The sequence below is a fragment of the Flavobacterium sp. genome (assembly GCF_028712645.1).
GTDB lineage: Bacteria > Bacteroidota > Bacteroidia > Flavobacteriales > Flavobacteriaceae > Flavobacterium.
On sequence record NZ_JAQTPQ010000001.1, the window covers coordinates 1 to 17,615 of the forward strand.

11 protein-coding genes are annotated in these 17,615 nt (G+C 35.7%); 5 read left to right on the forward strand and 6 right to left on the reverse strand.

The window, feature by feature from the left end:
* The 5 genes from PHC28_RS00005 to PHC28_RS18295 all read left to right on the forward strand — a co-directional run.
* Positions 1 to 1,308, forward strand: a 1,308-nt coding sequence (locus PHC28_RS00005) for a histidine kinase dimerization/phosphoacceptor domain -containing protein (protein WP_300095063.1), incomplete at its 5' end; no start/stop codon positions are given.
* A complete protein-coding gene (locus tag PHC28_RS00010; RefSeq protein ID WP_300095066.1) occupies positions 1,308 to 1,985 on the forward strand; it encodes a response regulator in 678 nt (225 codons plus the stop codon). The genes PHC28_RS00005 and PHC28_RS00010, both read left to right, overlap by 1 nt.
* 124 nt (positions 1,986 to 2,109) lie before the next feature.
* Positions 2,110 to 8,700, forward strand: a complete 6,591-nt coding sequence (locus PHC28_RS00015) for a LamG-like jellyroll fold domain-containing protein (protein WP_300095069.1) — start codon at positions 2,110 to 2,112, stop codon at positions 8,698 to 8,700.
* A 72-nt stretch (positions 8,701 to 8,772) separates the two neighbouring features.
* On the forward strand, positions 8,773 to 8,997 hold the full coding sequence (locus tag PHC28_RS00020; RefSeq protein ID WP_300095071.1) for a hypothetical protein: 225 nt from the start codon (positions 8,773 to 8,775) through the stop codon (positions 8,995 to 8,997).
* 20 nt (positions 8,998 to 9,017) lie between these two features.
* Positions 9,018 to 9,140 (forward strand): T9SS type A sorting domain-containing protein, encoded by a 123-nt coding sequence (locus tag PHC28_RS18295; protein WP_367277963.1) that lies wholly within the window; start codon positions 9,018 to 9,020, stop codon positions 9,138 to 9,140.
* A gap of 80 nt (positions 9,141 to 9,220) precedes the next feature.
* On the opposite strand, the gene dnaB is transcribed toward PHC28_RS18295, so the two are convergent.
* The 6 genes from dnaB to PHC28_RS00050 form a co-directional block, all read right to left on the reverse strand.
* A complete protein-coding gene (gene dnaB, locus PHC28_RS00025; protein WP_300095074.1) occupies positions 9,221 to 10,762 on the reverse strand; it encodes a replicative DNA helicase in 1,542 nt (513 codons plus the stop codon).
* A 140-nt stretch (positions 10,763 to 10,902) separates the two neighbouring features.
* The gene (locus PHC28_RS00030) at positions 10,903 to 11,856 is read right to left on the reverse strand and encodes an acetyl-CoA carboxylase carboxyltransferase subunit alpha (protein WP_300095077.1); all 954 of its coding nucleotides are present in this window, start codon (positions 11,854 to 11,856) and stop codon (positions 10,903 to 10,905) included.
* A gap of 116 nt (positions 11,857 to 11,972) precedes the next feature.
* A complete protein-coding gene (locus PHC28_RS00035) occupies positions 11,973 to 12,857 on the reverse strand; it encodes a DMT family transporter (protein ID WP_300095080.1) in 885 nt (294 codons plus the stop codon).
* The gene (locus tag PHC28_RS00040) at positions 12,844 to 13,929 is read right to left on the reverse strand and encodes an LptF/LptG family permease (RefSeq protein WP_300095084.1); all 1,086 of its coding nucleotides are present in this window, start codon (positions 13,927 to 13,929) and stop codon (positions 12,844 to 12,846) included. The genes PHC28_RS00035 and PHC28_RS00040 overlap by 14 nt, the downstream gene beginning before the upstream one ends.
* A 74-nt stretch (positions 13,930 to 14,003) precedes the next feature.
* Complete coding sequence (tgt, locus tag PHC28_RS00045) at positions 14,004 to 15,134, reverse strand: tRNA guanosine(34) transglycosylase Tgt (RefSeq protein ID WP_300095087.1); 1,131 nt, start codon at positions 15,132 to 15,134, stop codon at positions 14,004 to 14,006.
* Positions 15,135 to 15,519: 385 nt separating this feature from the next.
* Positions 15,520 to 17,565: a beta-galactosidase gene (locus PHC28_RS00050; protein ID WP_300095090.1), complete on the reverse strand. Its 2,046-nt coding sequence runs from the start codon at positions 17,563 to 17,565 to the stop codon at positions 15,520 to 15,522.
* Positions 17,566 to 17,615: the final 50 nt, after the last annotated feature.

The following is a 17,615-nucleotide window of genomic DNA, read 5'->3' on the forward strand; positions in this document are numbered from 1 at the left end:
CAAACCTATTTAAAGCAAGGGAAAATTGAGGCTGCTTTAAAAACATTAAATAGTGCTATGTTTATGGCAAAAAAATTTAATGACAGCTATTTCAATGCCGATACCAATCGAGCCATTGGAGATTGTTATTCTATGAAAGGAGATTATACAAAAGCATTGGAACTGTATCAAATAGCGTTAAAACTCAATCAAGATAACAAAGAGTTAGTAGGTGTTTCAGAATGCTACATCAGTATTGGATTTGTTTATTTTAAAGAAAAAAATTATGTCAAAGCTATTGATAATACAAATAAAGGATTGGCAATAGCCAAGGAAATAGGTCAATTAGAATTTATAAAAAATGCCTATAGAAACTTGTCGGATATATACAAAGCAACGAATAATTTTAGGTTGGCTTATGAAAATCAAGCTTTGTTTAAGCAAGCGAATGATTCGATGTTCAATACTGAAAAAGACAAAAAAATTACAGCATTGCAATTAACTTATGAGTTTGATAAAAAGCTGGAAGCCACTAGAATTCAACAGCAAAAAAAGGAAGCTATTATGAAAGTGGAAGCTCAAAAACAAAAAAACGCCATTTATTCCATCATCATCATTCTTATACTAGTAATCGCATTTGCAATAGTTACTTTTTTTGATTTAAAGAAAAATAAAAAGCAAAAAACGATTATCGAAAAACAAAACAAACAGATTCAAAGCGCTTTATCCGAAAAAGAAATGCTGATGCGAGAAATTTATCATCGGGTAAAAAACAATCTTCAGTTTGTATCTGCGATGATTCAAATGCAAATTAGCACTTCTAAAAGTAAAAACAACAAAAGCGTACTGAATGATACTTATCGTCGTATTAACGCTATGACATTGGTACACGAGATGTTGTATAACAAAGACAAACTCGAAAGTGTTTCCTTGCAAAAATACCTCACAGAATTGGTAGAAAAACTTAACGAAATGGTCAATGACAGCCATTTGCCAATAAATTTTAAAATTGAAATTGAAGATTTGAACTTTAATATTAATGACTGTATGGCTATAGGTATGATTAGTTCAGAGTTGTTGAGTAACGCTATAAAATACGCTTTTGAAGGAATCGAAAAACCCGAAATCACAATCGATTTATATTTAGATAACAATAGTAAAAAAATTATTTATAAAGTAAAGGACAACGGAATAGGATTTGAAGACAACGCTAATTCTGGACTAGGTTTGCGGTTGATAGATATTTTTACCCGACAATTAAAAGGCACTTTTTCGAGACAAAACAACGCTGGTTCTTCCTTTATTTTTGAATTTCCATACCACCAATAATGACAAACACCACCAAAATACTCGTAGTTGATGATGAAGTGCTTATTGCCGAATTCCTAAAGGACATTCTAGTTTCTTTGGGCTTCATCAATATTCAATTGGCACATAATATGCAACAAACTTTTGTAGAAATAGAACGGTTTCAACCTGAATTGCTGCTGCTGGATATTCGTATGGAAAGAGAATTAGAAGGCATTGAAATTGCCCAAAAAATAAACGAACAATACAACATTCCGTTTGTTTTTATCACGGCACATTCTGATGCGCAAATTATTCGGCAAGCACTCGACACGAATCCATCGGGCTATATTACCAAACCGTTTAAAACGATGGATGTATATGCTGCCATTAATCTCGCTATAAAAAACAAGGCTCTTCAACAAGAAAAAACATTGGTTTTTAAAGACGGTTATGACACGGTTAATCTTCCTACAAATGAGATATTATTTGCCAAAAGCGAAGGCAATTATATTGATTTATTTACCTCCAAAAAAATCTATACCCTTCGCAATTCTTTGGATTGGCTTTTAGAAAATTTACCCGAAAATGAGTTCAAAAAAACGCATCGTTCTTATGTGGTAAATGTAAAAAAAATAGAAAAGATAACTTCAAAAAGTGTCTTTATCAACAACACCGAAATTCCTGTTTCCAGAAATAGTCTCATAGATTTCTTGTAATTTCAAAAGGATATTTGGTCTTATTTTACCATTCACATACAAAGTTTTGCAGTTCACACCATTTTTTTAATATCGGTTTCTGTTCTTATTAGATTTGGATTCTATATTAGAAAATCAAAAAACAATGAGAAAAATTATTTTAAAATTGATGTTGCTTTTTATTTGCTTGCTATTGACAATAAATACAAAGGCACAAACAATTCGTTATGTAAAACCAATTGCTACCGGTACTGGCGATGGCTCTTCTTGGGCAAATGCCACGAACGATTTGCAGGCGATGATTTTTATTTCGGGTGCAGGCGATGAGGTTTGGGTTGCTTCGGGAACCTATTATCCTACTCAATACCCTATATTCAATAGCAATGACCCTTCAACCAACAGTAGTTATCCTACGGATGAACGGGACAAAACTTTTTCGATTAAGGATAATATGAAGTTGTACGGAGGCTTTGTGGGTACTGAAACCTTGCTTTCGCAGCGTCCTGCATACACAAACGATGCTTCGGCTTCTATTCTTAGTGGCGATATAGACAAAGATGGTGCTTTAAATTGGGGCAACTGTTGGCACGTTGTTTTTTCACAATACACTAGTCCAGCAACAATTTTTGATGGATTTACCGTTACAGGTGGACACGCTGTAGGTACAAGAAGGATGGCAGTGCAAGGCTATTATGTTTATCAGAATAGCGGTGGCGGTATGAATTGCACCAGAAATGGTAATGCAACTCTTAACAACATTATATTCAAAGGAAATCAAGCCTCTTTAGGAGGGGGTATTAATAACTTTTCGACCAGTAGTCCAACAATTACCAATTGTAAATTTATTGACAATCTAGCCGTTACGGGTGGAGGTATAAATAGTCAGCAAAATTGTAATCCATCCGTTAGCAATTGTATCTTTAGTACTAATTATTGTACGAGTTCGGGTGGTGGATTGAACTATTATTTAAGTAATCCTACCGTAACCAATTCGGTCTTTACAGGCAATAGAGCAAATGATGCGGGAGGAGCTATTTATGGTACTAATGGCACATTAAATCTTTTAAATTGTACCTTTAGTGCCAATGAAACTCTTGGTAATGGCGGCGCAATACATAGTTCTTATAATACCAATATCAGCAACTGCATCATCTGGGGAAATTCAGCCAACGGAGTTCTGAATAGTAATGCAGGAGGATATTACAATTCTAACATAAATGCTACTTCGTCAGTTAATTATTCTATCGTGCAAGGCTCATCCGTTTATGCAGGTATAGGCAATAGCAATGCCGATCCACTCTTTGTAAATTCGACACTCCCAGCGGGTTCTGATGCGATTTTTGGCACTTCTGATGATGGTTTAGCGTTACAATTTACAAGTCTAGGTGTTGATTCCAGTAACCCAACAACTTCAAGTCCAGCTACTGATATAACTGGTTTTACTCGAGTAGGTGTTTTTGATAGCGGTGCCTACGAAAATAGATGCAATCCTCCAGCACCAACAGTTTCTGCAACACCCTTATTTTGTGGTGCTGTTTTAGAAAATATGGCTGTTGGTTCTAATATAAAATGGTATGATGCACTCACAGGTGGGAATTTATTAAATTCCACAGCCTTATTAGTAAACGGAACAACGTATTATGCAACCCAAACTCCAATCATTGGAAGTTGCGAAAGTCATCCTAGAACGGCTATGACTGCTAATTTTATTCTTACAAGTTGTATTTATACCGCCATTCCTGATACCAACTTTGAACAAGAATTGATAACAAAGGGTTATGATACTGTTATTGACGGAAAAGTTTTAACGGCTAATATTAGTGCAATTACAACTTTGAATGTGTCCAATAAAAACATTGCTTCTTTAACTGGTATTCAGGATTTCGTTAGTTTGACTTCCTTAAATTGTAGTTTCAATCAGTTAACAAGCCTAAATATTGCTGGGCTAATCCATTTATCAGTATTAGATTGTAATAGTAACGCATTGACGAGTTTAAATATTAGTACTTTAGTCAATTTAGCATTTCTTAATTGTGGTTATAATCAGTTAACAAGTTTAAATATAAGCGGACTAAATGCACTACAAGCGGTGTCTTGCGATTACAATCAAATAACAAGTTTAAATGGCTCCGGATTATTAAGTTTAGGGTATATAACCTGCGATCATAATCAATTAACAAGTATAAATATAAGTGGATTAAGCAATTTTATCAATCTAATAGCCGATCACAATCAGTTAACAAGTGTCGATTTAAGTGGTGGAACCAATCCTCATTTATTATATTTACATAACAATCTCTTAACTGATTTAAATCTTAGCGGAAAAACAAATTTAACTGTTTTAAATTGTTTGAACAACCCCAATATCACTTGCATCAGAGTCGATAATGTAACAACTGCAACAAATAATTTAAGTTGGCAAAAAGATGCAACAGCTAGTTATTCTAGTACAAGTTGTACCAGTTCTCCAATTGCAGCAAGTCTACAACATTTTTGTTCTGCTGTAACCATTGCCGATTTAACAGCTTCAGGAACCAATTTAAAATGGTATGCAGATGCTGCTTCTACCACTGTTTTATCTTCTTCAACACCACTTTCTTCGGCAAATTATTATGTTTCTCAAACCATAAACGATGATGAAAGCCCAAGAACAGTGGTAACGGTTGAAGCAAATACAACGCCTATTCCTGGCAACTCTTTAAATTTTGATGGAATTGATGACAGCGTGTCTATTTCTAATCAACCCGTTTCTAATCTTACTAATTTCACTTTAGAAGCTTGGGTATATGCATCAGGAAATTCGTCGCGTCAAACGATTTATGCCGAAGGTAACACTTCAGACGATAACCCTATGTTTTCGATAATCAGGTTGCCTAATACAACAGGTTTTGAAATTATTTTGCGAAACTCAGCAAGTGTGGGACTTATAGTATCGAGTACTACTGGTTTTATGCCATTAAATACTTGGACACATATAGCGTTTGTGAGAACTTCAGAAACAACAGCAAGCTTATATATTAACGGATTAAACACTGATAATTTTACGTTTGCAAACCCCGGAAGTATCGCTGTAAATGTTACCAATATAGGAGTACGCCAGCGAGTTGGTTTTGATGATTGGTTTAACGGAAATCTGGACGAAGTTCGTATTTGGAATCGGACTTTACCAATAGCTGAAATACAAAATAATAAGGATAATGAACTAGTTTCAGGTCAAACAGGCTTAGTTGCTTATTATAAATTTAATCAAGGAATTAACAACGCAAACAATACAACAATAAACACACTAACAGATTCTAGTGGAAATACTAATACTGGAACATTAAATGGCTTTGCCCTGACTGGCTCAACTTCAAACTGGGTTGCGATGAGTCCTATTGCGACAACGACAGCACCCCAAACTTTGTGTAATGGAACAGTAGCTGATTTAACAGCGACAGCAACGGGAACAATAAATTGGTATGATGTGGCAACAGGTGGTTCTCCATTGGTTGGAACAACAACCTTAACAACAGGAACGTATTACTATACGCAAACAATAAGTGGTTGCGAAAGTGCAAGAATAGCCGTGTTAGTAACTGCAAATCTTTCGCCAACGCCAACAGCAAGCGCACAAGTTTTTGGTAATGGAGCAACAGTTGCCAATTTAACAGCATCAGGAACAGGAACAATCAATTGGTATGATGTTGAAACAGGAGGTTCTCCATTGGTAGCAACAACAACCTTGATAACAAGAACTTATTATGTTTCGCAAACAGTAGGAACTTGCGAAAGTTCAAGAACAGCGGTTTCTGTAACTGTAGGAGTTCCTGCTCCAACGGCTGTAAGCCCGCAAGTATTTACAGGAACGGCTACTTTAGCCGATCTGACAGCTACAGGAACAGCCATTCAATGGTATGCCACGGCAAGTGGAGGATTAGCATTAGCAAACACCACAAGCCTAACGGATGGAGCAACCTATTATGCGAGCCAAACCCTAAATTCTTGCGAAAGTCTTAACCGCTTAGCTGTTACTGTAACTAAAATAAGTGAACCCGCCCAAACTGTTTGCAATTCTTCAACAGTAGCTGATTTAGTAAGTACAGCAAGTGCTGGTGCAACTATAAATTGGTATAGTGCCCCTTCGGGAGGTGTAGCATTAACAGGCGGTACTGCTTTAAGCGCAGGTATATATTATGCTGAACAAACAATTGCTGAAAACACCAGTGCTTTGGGCAGCGGATTTTTAAATCCTACTGGAGTTAGTGTACAGGCCGATGGCAAAATTGTAGTGGCAGATTATGGAAACAATGCTATCAAAAGAATGAATGCTGATGGTACAGCTATTGTAACATTAGGTAGCGGATTTTTAAATCCTACTGGAGTTGCCGTTCAAACTGACGGCAAAATTTTGGTAGCCGATACTAATAACGGTGCTATCAAACTAATGAATGCCGATGGAACAGGCATTGTAACACTAGGAAGTGGATTTAGTAATCCTACAGGAATTGCCATTCAAGCCGATGGCAAAATTTTGGTGTCCGACATAGGAAATGGTACTCTCAAACGAATGAATGCCGATGGAACAGGCATTGTAACACTCGGTAGTGGATTTTCTGTTCCTTATGGAGTTGCCGTTCAGGCCGATGGCAAAATTTTGCTAACAAACTTTAGCTCCCATACTGTTAAACAAATGAATGCCGATGGAACTGATCTTGTAACACTAGGTAGTGGATTTAATCTTCCTTATGGAGTTGCCGTTCAATCTGACGGCAAAATTTTGGTGGTCAATACGGGTAATAATAGTCTCAAAAGAATGAATGCCGATGGAACAGGGATTATACCATTAGGAAGCGGATTGTGGAATCCTTATGGAATTACCGTTCAATCTGATGGTACTATTTTGGTGGCAGATGGCAACAATCATACCATCAAAAAAATAACTGTAGCAAGCGTTTCTAACCGTGTAGCGGTAAATATAATAGTGAATACACCTCCAATAGCTCCAACAGCAAATGCACAAACGTTTTGTAGTGGTGCAACAGTTGCTGATTTAGTGGCAACAGGAACCGCTTTGCAATGGTATGATGTTGCATCTGGAGGAAGTGCTTTACTTTTAACAGATGTTTTAGCAACAGGAACGTATTATGTTTCGCAAACAATTACTGGTTGTGAAAGTGCTAGAACTTCGGTTTCGGTAACCCTTGGAAACACAACAACTTGGAATGGTTTATGGGATAATGGCGCACCAACATCTTACTCAAAAGTAATTATAGCAAGCGATTTCACAGCAATCGCGGATTTATCGGCGTGTAGTTTAGACATCACAGGAACAGCCGTTGTTTCGGTTCCAACAGGATTTAATTTCAACATTTCTGGTGCAGTTACCGTTGCTCCTACTGCCAGCTTGACCTTCGAGAATGATGCTAATCTCGTTCAAATTGACAATGTAGCCAATGCCGGAAACATTACCGTAAAACGAAACAGTTCACCATTGATACGACAAGATTATACATTATGGTCTTCGCCAGTTGCTGGGCAACAATTGCTAGCGTTCTCCCCCGCTACCTTGATCAATCGTTTTTATATTTACAATCCAACGACTAATTTATATAACACCATTGCTCCAACGTTTGATTTCAACATAGGAACTGGTTATTTAATCCGTATGCCCAATACGCATCCTACAATTCCAACCATCTGGAATGGAGTTTTCTCGGGTGTACCAAATAACGGCACAATCAATTACACAATGACTGATGGCGGAGTAGGATTCCGTTTCAATTTAACAGGAAATCCATATCCATCTCCAATAAATATGGCACGATTTGTCACTGACAACACTAACATAACTGGAACCTTGTACTTTTGGAGAAAAACAAACAATCCATTAAGTCCATCGTATTGCTCTTGGACTGCAGGAACATTTACCACAAATGGCGAAGCCCAAGTTGTAGATCCAAATGGAATCATCCAAACAGGACAAGGATTCTTTGTTGAAGCCAACGGAACAGGTACCGCTTTGACATTTAAAAACACGCAAAGAATCGGGAACACCGTAGGCCAGTTTTTCAAAACCAAGGCTGTAGAAAGAAACAGAATTTGGCTGAATGCTACCAATACATCAGGTGCTTTTTCGCAAATGGCAGTTGGTTACATCACTGATGCTACACAAGGCGTGGATGCTTTTGACGGAAAATATTACAATGATGGAGCGATTGCTTTGAGTTCAATAATCGACAATAATGATTATGCAATCCAAGGACGCGCCTTGCCTTTTGATGCTAATGATGTTGTGCTAATGAGTTTTAGTGCAAAAACTGCTGGCGATTACAGCATTGCCATCGATCACGTGGACGGATTGTTTTCAGGAAGCCAAAGTATCGTCTTGAAAGATAATCTTACCGGTGCAGAAACCGATTTGAAAGCTGGAGCATACACCTTTACGGCAGCGGCAGGAACGGACAAAACGAGGTTTACCTTGAAATACCAGAAAACTTTAGGAATCAATAATCCTACTTTCGACGAAAACAGCGTTACGGTCTTTAAAAACAAAGGTGTAATTTCGATAAAATCTGTTGGCACTACCATTGCAAACGTGAAAGTATTTGATATTCTAGGGCGATTGATTTTCGAAAAGTCGAAAGTTAATGCAAGCGAAACCAGTATTGATGGAAGTAAATTTGCCAACCAAGTTTTGATGGTAAAAATCACTTCGGAAGCAAACAAAGTAGTAAACAAAAAAGTAATAAACTAATAAGAAGATTTATTTTTCGGTTGTTCGTGGATTCGAATGACCGAATAATCAAATTATAACAAATGCACGATTATGAAAAATAATTTATTAAAATATTGCCTGATTGCTTTTTGCCTGTGTATTAATTTCGTGATGTTTGCCCAAGCTCCTGGATCTAATAATGACACCGGAAATCTAGAAACTGATGATGCTCCTGCTGCTCCAATCGATAACTACCTTTGGGTCCTGGCTTTGGTTGGTTTGGTTTTCGTTTTCCTGAGATTTAAGGCTATTCAAGACAAGAAAATCCAAAGTTAAAAAACTATAAAAAAGAAACGATTTCCAATAAAACAAAAGCTAACGAAGTTCAACTCGATTTATCGAAACTTCCGACGGCTTCGTACTTTGTAAAAGTGGTTTCCGATGGAAAATCGAAAATAATAAAAGTGATTAAAAAATAGGTTTATTCCATTTTTGATTCAATTAAAAAAATTCCCGCAAATTGCGGGAATTTTTGTTATATAAACTTAATCGTTTTTTTTTAAAACGGCATATCATCATCATCTTCTTCATTCAAATTACTACCGAAGGCTTCATTTGCAGATGGAAGATTTTTGGTTTGAAAAGGATTGTCGTCATGGTTCATTTTAGATGGTAAATCATCAAAACCGCCACTGTATTCTTCAAGGTTATCAAATTTACCTAATTGTCCAATAAATTTTAATCGAACATTTTCAAGAGAACCATTTCTATGTTTGGCAATGATAAATTCGGCTTGACCCGCTGATGGTGATTGCTCATCATCGTCCCATTCTTCAATTTTGTAATATTCAGGTCTGTAAATAAAGGATACAATATCGGCATCTTGCTCAATTGCACCCGATTCACGAAGGTCAGAAAGCAAGGGTCTTTTGCTCGAACCACGAGTTTCTACGGCACGCGATAACTGTGATAATGCAATCACAGGAATATTTAACTCCTTTGCCAATGCTTTTAAATTTCTAGAAATTGTAGAGATTTCCTGCTCTCTGTTTCCACCGCCTTTTCCGTTTCCACCAGCAGTCATTAATTGCAAATAATCGACGATGATAATTTTAATTCCGTGTTGTGAAGCTAGACGTCTTGCTTTTGCTCTTAAATCAAAAATAGAAAGCGAAGGCGAGTCATCAATATAAAGCGGTGCTTTTTCTAGGTCTTTAACTTTAACACTTAATTGTTCCCACTCGTGTTTTTCTAATTTTCCAGTTCTTAATTTCTCTGAAGACAAACCTGTTTCCGACGAAATTAATCTGGTAATTAACTGTACTGAGGACATCTCTAACGAAAACAAAGCCACTGGGTGTCCAAAATCTATGGCAATATTACGAGCCATTGAAAGTACAAAAGCAGTTTTCCCCATCCCCGGCCTAGCCGCAATAATAATCAAATCGCTTGGTTGCCATCCTGAAGTAATTGCATCCAGTTTTGTAAAACCAGTTTCTACACCACTCAATCCTTTTTGGTTGGCTATTTCCTCAATTCTTTTTTTGGCTTGCAACACCAAGCTTTGTGCGGTTTCGGAACTACGTTTTATATTGCCTTGGGTAACTTCATACAACTTAGATTCCGCTTTGTCTAATAAATCAAAAACATCGGTAGTTTCATCATACGATTCTTCTATAATATCCGAAGAAATACGTATCAAACTACGTTGGATAAACTTTTGAAGAATGATTCTGGAGTGAAATTCGATGTGTGCCGAAGAGGATATTTTTTGGGTAAGTTGAATCAAGTAAAAATCGCCTCCAGCCAAGTCTAATTTTGCATTTTTTCGCAACTGTGCCGAAACGGTTAATAAGTCAATCGGCTGTGTATCTGTAAACAGCTGAACGATAGCTTCAAAAATATGTTTGTGTGCCTCTTTATAAAAAGCATCAGGTTGCAAAATGTCTATTACCTCATCAACCCCTTTTTTGTCAATCATCATCGCACCAAGTACAGCCTCTTCTAAATCTATTACCTGCGGTGGCAACTTCCCTTTTTCAAGGTTAATTATAGCTGTTTTATCTATTCGAATTGGGTTTATATTCTTGACGTTTTCCATATAGCGAAAGTAACAAAAATTAAAAAAACATTACTATTGAGTTATTACAAAAAATTGTTTATAACCAACCATTCTTTGTTAATAACCAAAAAAAAATCCGAAGTGACGTGGCTTCGGATTTTTTAAAATTTTGTGAGTTTTTACTCTTTAAATTCACCCATTTTACTGTATTTATCCATCCTTTGGGCGACTAACTCTTCTGTTGATAAGTCTTTCATTTCATTGAACCCTTTCATGATATATTTTTCCACCGTTTTGAAAGTGGTTTCTCTATCATAATGTGCTCCACCAAGTGGTTCTGGAATAATATCGTCTATCAATTTTTGTTTTTTCATATCGGAAGAAGTCAATTTCAAAGCTTCGGCAGCTTGTTCTTTGTAATCCCAACTTTTCCAAAGAATAGAAGAACAAGATTCTGGTGAGATAACAGAATACCAAGTGTTTTCTAACATATAAACCTTATCTCCTACTCCTATTCCCAAGGCTCCACCTGAAGCACCTTCACCAACGATAACAACAATAATAGGAACTTTCAACCGAATCATTTCGATAATATTTCTGGCAATAGCTTCTCCTTGTCCACGTTCTTCTGCTTCAATTCCAGGAAATGCGCCTGGTGTGTCTACAAAAGATAAAACCGGAATACCAAATTTTTCGGCCATTTTCATCAATCTCAAGGCTTTTCGATAACCTTCAGGATTTGGCATTCCAAAATTTCTATATTGTCTCGTTTTAGTATTGTATCCTTTTTGTTGACCAATTATCATAAACGATTGCCCGCCAATTTTTCCTAAACCACCTATCATCGCTTTATCATCCTTGAAGCCTCTATCGCCGTGTAGTTCAAGAAAAGTATCTCCGCAAAGAGCTTTAATATGGTCTAAAGTATAAGGTCTTCTAGGATGTCTCGACAATTGTACTCGTTGCCAAGCAGTCAGATTTTTATAAATATGTTTTTTAGTATCTTCAAGTTTTTTGCTGATTTGTTGGCAAGTATTTGTAACATCAACATCTGATTCTTGGCCTATTACAAGACATTTGTCTAACTGGTCTTCAAGTTCTTTTATTGGAAGCTCAAAATCTAAATATTCCATGGAGTATGTGCGTTTTGTTTGTGATTTGAAATGCAAATATAAAATTTAAAATTGTCAAAATTGTTTATTTCGAATCTAATTGCGAATAAATCCACAAAAAAAATCAACGAAAACAACTATTCTTTAGATGTATTATAGCGCTTAATAAAGCCATTCAGGATAACAGTAATAACAATTAGGATGGCTCCAATGTAAAACTCAATACTCATTTTTTCTTTTCCTCCAATAATAAAATAGGCTAAAATAATACCGTAAACAGGTTCTAAACTAGTAGTTAACATAACTGTGTATGGAGATAATTTCTCCATAATTTTGACCGATGCGGTAAAGGCATAAGCAGTACAAATGGAAGCAAGAATTAGAAGTAAGAGCCAATCATTGGTTGTTAGTATAAAAAAATCAGTTGTAAATTTATGTTTAAATAAAAAATAAATAGAAATAAAACCAACTCCCGACATAAATTCATAGAATGTAATCACAGAAGATTCGTGTTTATGAATCAATTTTCCGTTCATAAGCGTGAACAAAACTCCTATAATTATTGAAGCCAAAGCATAGAGTATCCCTTCAAAATAATTGATTTCAACTTGCAAAATTAAAATAAGACCTGCAATAATTACCAGCCCAAAAAACACTTCATACCAAAGTACTTTTCGACCATAAAAAAGAGGTTCTAATATGGAAGTAAAAAAGGCTCCCAACGAAAAAACAGCAAGAGTAACGGATACATTAGAAATGTGAATGGCTTGGAAAAAAAATATCCAATGAACGGCTATTAAAAGTCCGACAAAAATCAATTTAAAAAATTCTTTTACCGGAATTCGAAAGGATATCTTTTTAAATAGAATAAAAAGGAATAGAAAAGCTCCTGCAAAAAGCATTCGATACCAAACTAAAGCATCGGCTTTAATTGAAATCAGAGCACCTAGTACTGCTGTAAAACCCCAAATAAATACAATTAAATGAAGATTTAGATAGGTCTTTAATTTATCTCTTTGCATTTCGTAATAAAAAAATGGCTAAAACTCCGAAAACTATATTAGGAAACCAAACAGCTAATAAAGGTGGAAAACTTGATTTTTCGGCCAATGTTCCAAAAATCTTGTCGAAAAACACAAAAGCAAAAGCCAACGCAATTCCAATAGCTAAACTCAATCCCATTCCTCCACGTCGTTTCATTGACGAAACTGCAACCGCAATAATAGTCAGTATAAATGCCGAAGCTGGAATACTGTATTTTTTATATAAAACTACTAAATATACATTTACATTTGAAGAACCTCGACCTCTTTCTTTGTCAATAAATCGGTTTAATTTTCCTAAGTTTAATGTTTCGGCAATATAAACCACCGGGGTCAAATCCTCTAAATCAAAACTAAATTTAGCGTCTTTTTTGTCCAATTTTTCAATTTTATCTCCTAATTCCCCAACGGTTCTTTTGGTGTAATCGAACATCGTGTAGTTTTTTGTTTTAGGATTCCATTGAATCCTGCTTGCCGAAATTTTATATACTAATTTATCCTTTTTGAACTTCTCATAGGTAAAATTATAGGCTGTTTTTGAAACCGTATTAAAACTATTGACATAGATAAATTCATTACTGCTTATTTGTCTAAATACATCTGTATTATTACCTCTCATCTGTTCTTTTCCACCAGTTCTAAGGTAGGTGTAGCGAAAATTATTAAAACCTTCACTGGATCTCGGAACGATAAAGAAACCCATTAATAATACGACTACTGAAACAATTGCAGCTCCAATAATGAATGGTCTCAAAAATCTAGTAAATGAAATTCCTGAACTCAATATGGCTATAATCTCAGTATCATTGGCCAGTTTTGAAGTAAACCAAATTACGGATAAAAATAGAAATATCGGAAATAATAAATTAGTAAAATAGATTGTAAAATGATAGTAATAGATGGCGATATCAACAAATGGAATCTTGTTTTCCAGCATAAAATTGATCTTCTCAGAAACATCAATAATAATCCCGATGGGAGCAAACAAAGCCAACATCACCACAAAAGTGGTTAAATATTTTTTAAGGATGTATTTGTCTAATATATTCATTTTTTTGGTCTTGGGTTGTGGGTGTTAGGTGTTGGGTTTTGATACATTACTTATACCTATGACCCCAAACCTTATTACAATCTCTGGCTCATATTTCGAACCATCATTTCTTTCCAAGTTCTAAAATCTCCGGCTAAGATATGCTTTCTAGCCTCACGAACCAACCACATATAAAATCCGAGATTGTGTATCGTAGCAATTTGTTTTCCAAGGTATTCATTGGCAGCAAAAAGGTGTCTTAAGTAAGCTTTTGTATATTCAGTATCGACAAAAGTATGCCCCATTTCGTCCACTGGCGAAAAGTCATCTTCCCACTTTTTGTTTTTAATGTTAATAGTTCCATTAGCAGTAAACAGCATTCCGTTTCTGGCATTACGCGTTGGCATTACACAATCAAACATGTCAATTCCTAAAGCAATATTTTCGAGAATATTTATCGGAGTTCCCACGCCCATTAAATATCGAGGTTTGTCTTCTGGCAAAATATCACATACAATTTCAGTCATTGCATACATTTCTTCGGCTGGTTCGCCAACTGAAAGTCCACCAATTGCATTTCCTTGTTGTCCCGAATTAGCGATATATTCAGCCGATTGTTGACGCAAATCTTTATAAGTACTTCCTTGAACAATCGGGAAAAAAGTTTGGTCGTAACCGTATTTTGTAGGCACTTTTTCCAAATGATTAATGCATCTATCCAACCAACGATGCGTCATTTTCATCGATTTTTGTGCATAGCGATAATCACAAGGATAAGGAGTGCATTCGTCGAAAGCCATAATGATATCAGCACCAATGGTACGTTGAATTTCCATTACATTTTCAGGAGTAAAAACGTGATAAGAACCGTCGATATGCGATTTGAACTTCACTCCTTCTTCCTTTATTTTTCGGTTTGCCGAAAGTGAGTACACTTGGTAGCCACCAGAATCAGTCAAAATATTCCTGTCCCAATTCATAAATTTATGCAAACCACCCGCTTTCTCCAAAATTTGGGTTTGTGGACGCAAGTATAAATGGTAGGTGTTTCCTAGAATAATATCCGGATTAATCTCCTCTTTTAATTCACGTTGGTGTACTCCTTTTACGGAAGCAACCGTTCCCACAGGCATAAAAATTGGGGTTTCAATCACGCCGTGATCAGTAGTAATACTTCCTGCTCTGGCTTTGGTATGCGGATCTTTTTGTAATAAATCAAACTTCATCTGTCGTTTTTATTGTTTTTTTTGGTCAGATGTAATTCGCCAATAATCTCTTTTTTTTATTCAAGATTTGTTATGGCTCATTTCACAAATGCTTTTTCAGTGCGCAAAGATAAATGATTTAGATTTTAGTCCCGACACTTCGGGATAGGATTTAGGATTTTATTTAACAAGTCAGGTTTTAAAGTTTATTTTTTAGAAATTAACCCGTTGAGTTTAATTATATATATCTTTTTAAAATGCATTCATTTCAAGAAAATTTATAATCAATTATCAAGACATTGTGTTGTGCATAAAAAAACAGTAGTAAACGGAAGCTTACTACTGTCTAAAAATGGCACTTATATTTTTTATTAATCCTGAATAATCTCTTTTTCAGTATGAATCATTATTTTACTTCAATAAACTCTGGTTCATAAGGAGGAATTGAAAAATTACCATTATACTTTTTATCAAAAAGAATACTTGTAGATTTTCCTTTCATTGGTATCTCTTTAGGTTCTCCACTTATATTTAGGTAAAGAAAATGGTTTTTATCAATTTGACGCGCCATTACACCCGAAGGTACATTAGGTCCTTTTTTAATTCCTAATTCATCGATAAGCTCATCCAACAAAGGATTAAGTACGCTTCCATCAGCTGGTAAACCAACATAGATTGCTTTTCCTTTGCCATATTTATTGGAAGTCATAATTGGATAATCCTTATCCAAACTAGTGATACTTCCAATAACCTCAGCCCCTTTCAGGTCAATTACATCAAATCTTGTTGATTCTGTATCAACTGCTTTTCCTTTATATGTAAATTCAAGTTTTCTACCCTTGTATGATTTACGAGATATTTCGTTAAATGGCTCTGTTTCTTCAAAACTTGCAATGCGTATTCCGAATACATCGCTCAAACGTCCAGGATGTGTCGAAGCAAATACCTGACCTGTTTCGTCCACAAGTGCTGAATTGCTTGTCATAATAACCGTTCCACCATTTTTCACAAAGTCACGGATTTTTGTGGCAGTAACTTCATCCATAACTGTCACTCCAGGAACAATCAGCAATTTATATTTTAATGCACTTTTGCTGATTTCCACAACATTGGCATCCATATTACGATAATAAAACAAGTTCCAACAAGATTGCAATTGATCATCTTGTTGCATTGGAAAAGAACTGCTTGCAATCTGACTTGGAAAAGAAAAAGCCATACCAACTTCTGGTTGTGGCTTATATGGAAAATATTTCCCGATTTTATTAAATTCGGTTGCCATTTGTTTATATTCATCATATTTACGGTTTGGAACTCCATCCCAATCAAGCATTCCTTGCAGGTATTGCTCTTCGCCCGCCCACATACTTTGCCAAGTCCAGCCACACACCATTTGGTTTCCATACATAAGAGTGGCATAAGCCGATTTACGAATAGAATTTGGAACAGCCGTCATTGTCGTAAACTCACTACACCAAAAAGGGTTTTTACTTTCAAACTGGATACGAGAAATTCCAAAAGAAGAGTTCATAACTCCCCAATTGGTTATCAATGAATTCCCAGGATAAAACCCCGCACCGTGACGTGTCATTTTTCCAGAATATGCAATCTCCGAATAATCAAAATACCTTAATGCGCTGTAAAACCAAGCATTCGTATTAGTCAAAACATCAGGAGCATTTGCATTAACCTTATCAAGGACTTTAAGCAAAAACTCATTGATTTCATCAGACTCAAAACGACGAAAATCGAGAACTCTTTCAGGAGCACCAACTATCGAACCAGACATAGGCAAACCTACTTCCTCAAAATCATTAATTCTACGAGACCAACGCTGACCTGCCCATGCTTTATTTAAGTTCTCAGCTGTGTTGTATTTTTTCTTTAACCAGATTATAAACCTTTCTCTTGCACTTTCAGAATATGAAATTGGACCGTCACCCGATTCATTATCTATTCCAAATGCCAATAATGCAGGATGTTTTGCATAATGCTTTGTAATGGCTTCAGTATATCGTAGTGCATATTTTTGGTAGTTTGGATCCCCAATATCATCCATATAGCGGTGGTTTGGGTAAAGTTTATTTCCACTTGAATCAACAATATCAATCGCTGGGAATTTTTGATGTAACCAAATTGGAGCAGGACGTACGGCAATATCCAAAATCACTTTAATTCCTGCTTTATTCATCAAATCCATCACAGTATCAAACCATTGAAAATCAAAATTCCCTTCTGATGGTTCATAACTATCCCAAGCCAAATGTCCCATACGTACTGATTTGAAACCTGCTTCTTTCATTAACTGAATATCCTTTTTTATCTTTTCAATATTCCTATCGTCATGTGGATGATAATTGGATCCAACATATAATTCTTGGGCTTGCGATAAAAAACTAGATAAGAAAAAAACACCTATTAGAAAAAGAGTTTTATAAACTTTTGTAATCATATTATTATTATTATTATTTCTTTTGTGTTGTATTAAAAGATATGCCGTGT

Bases quoted from the DNA above. Each gene is read 5' to 3' on its own strand.
- PHC28_RS00010 (WP_300095066.1), top strand. From the start codon at position 1,308: ATGACAAACACCACCAAAATACTCGTAGTTGATGATGAAGTGCTTATT.
- PHC28_RS00015 (WP_300095069.1), top strand. From the start codon at position 2,110: ATGAGAAAAATTATTTTAAAATTGATGTTGCTTTTTATTTGCTTGCTA.
- PHC28_RS00020 (WP_300095071.1), top strand. From the start codon at position 8,773: ATGAAAAATAATTTATTAAAATATTGCCTGATTGCTTTTTGCCTGTGT.
- dnaB (WP_300095074.1), bottom strand. From the start codon at position 10,762: ATGGAAAACGTCAAGAATATAAACCCAATTCGAATAGATAAAACAGCT.
- PHC28_RS00030 (WP_300095077.1), bottom strand. From the start codon at position 11,856: ATGGAATATTTAGATTTTGAGCTTCCAATAAAAGAACTTGAAGACCAG.
- PHC28_RS00035 (WP_300095080.1), bottom strand. From the start codon at position 12,857: ATGCAAAGAGATAAATTAAAGACCTATCTAAATCTTCATTTAATTGTA.
- PHC28_RS00040 (WP_300095084.1), bottom strand. From the start codon at position 13,929: ATGAATATATTAGACAAATACATCCTTAAAAAATATTTAACCACTTTT.
- tgt (WP_300095087.1), bottom strand. From the start codon at position 15,134: ATGAAGTTTGATTTATTACAAAAAGATCCGCATACCAAAGCCAGAGCA.
- PHC28_RS00050 (WP_300095090.1), bottom strand. From the start codon at position 17,565: ATGATTACAAAAGTTTATAAAACTCTTTTTCTAATAGGTGTTTTTTTC.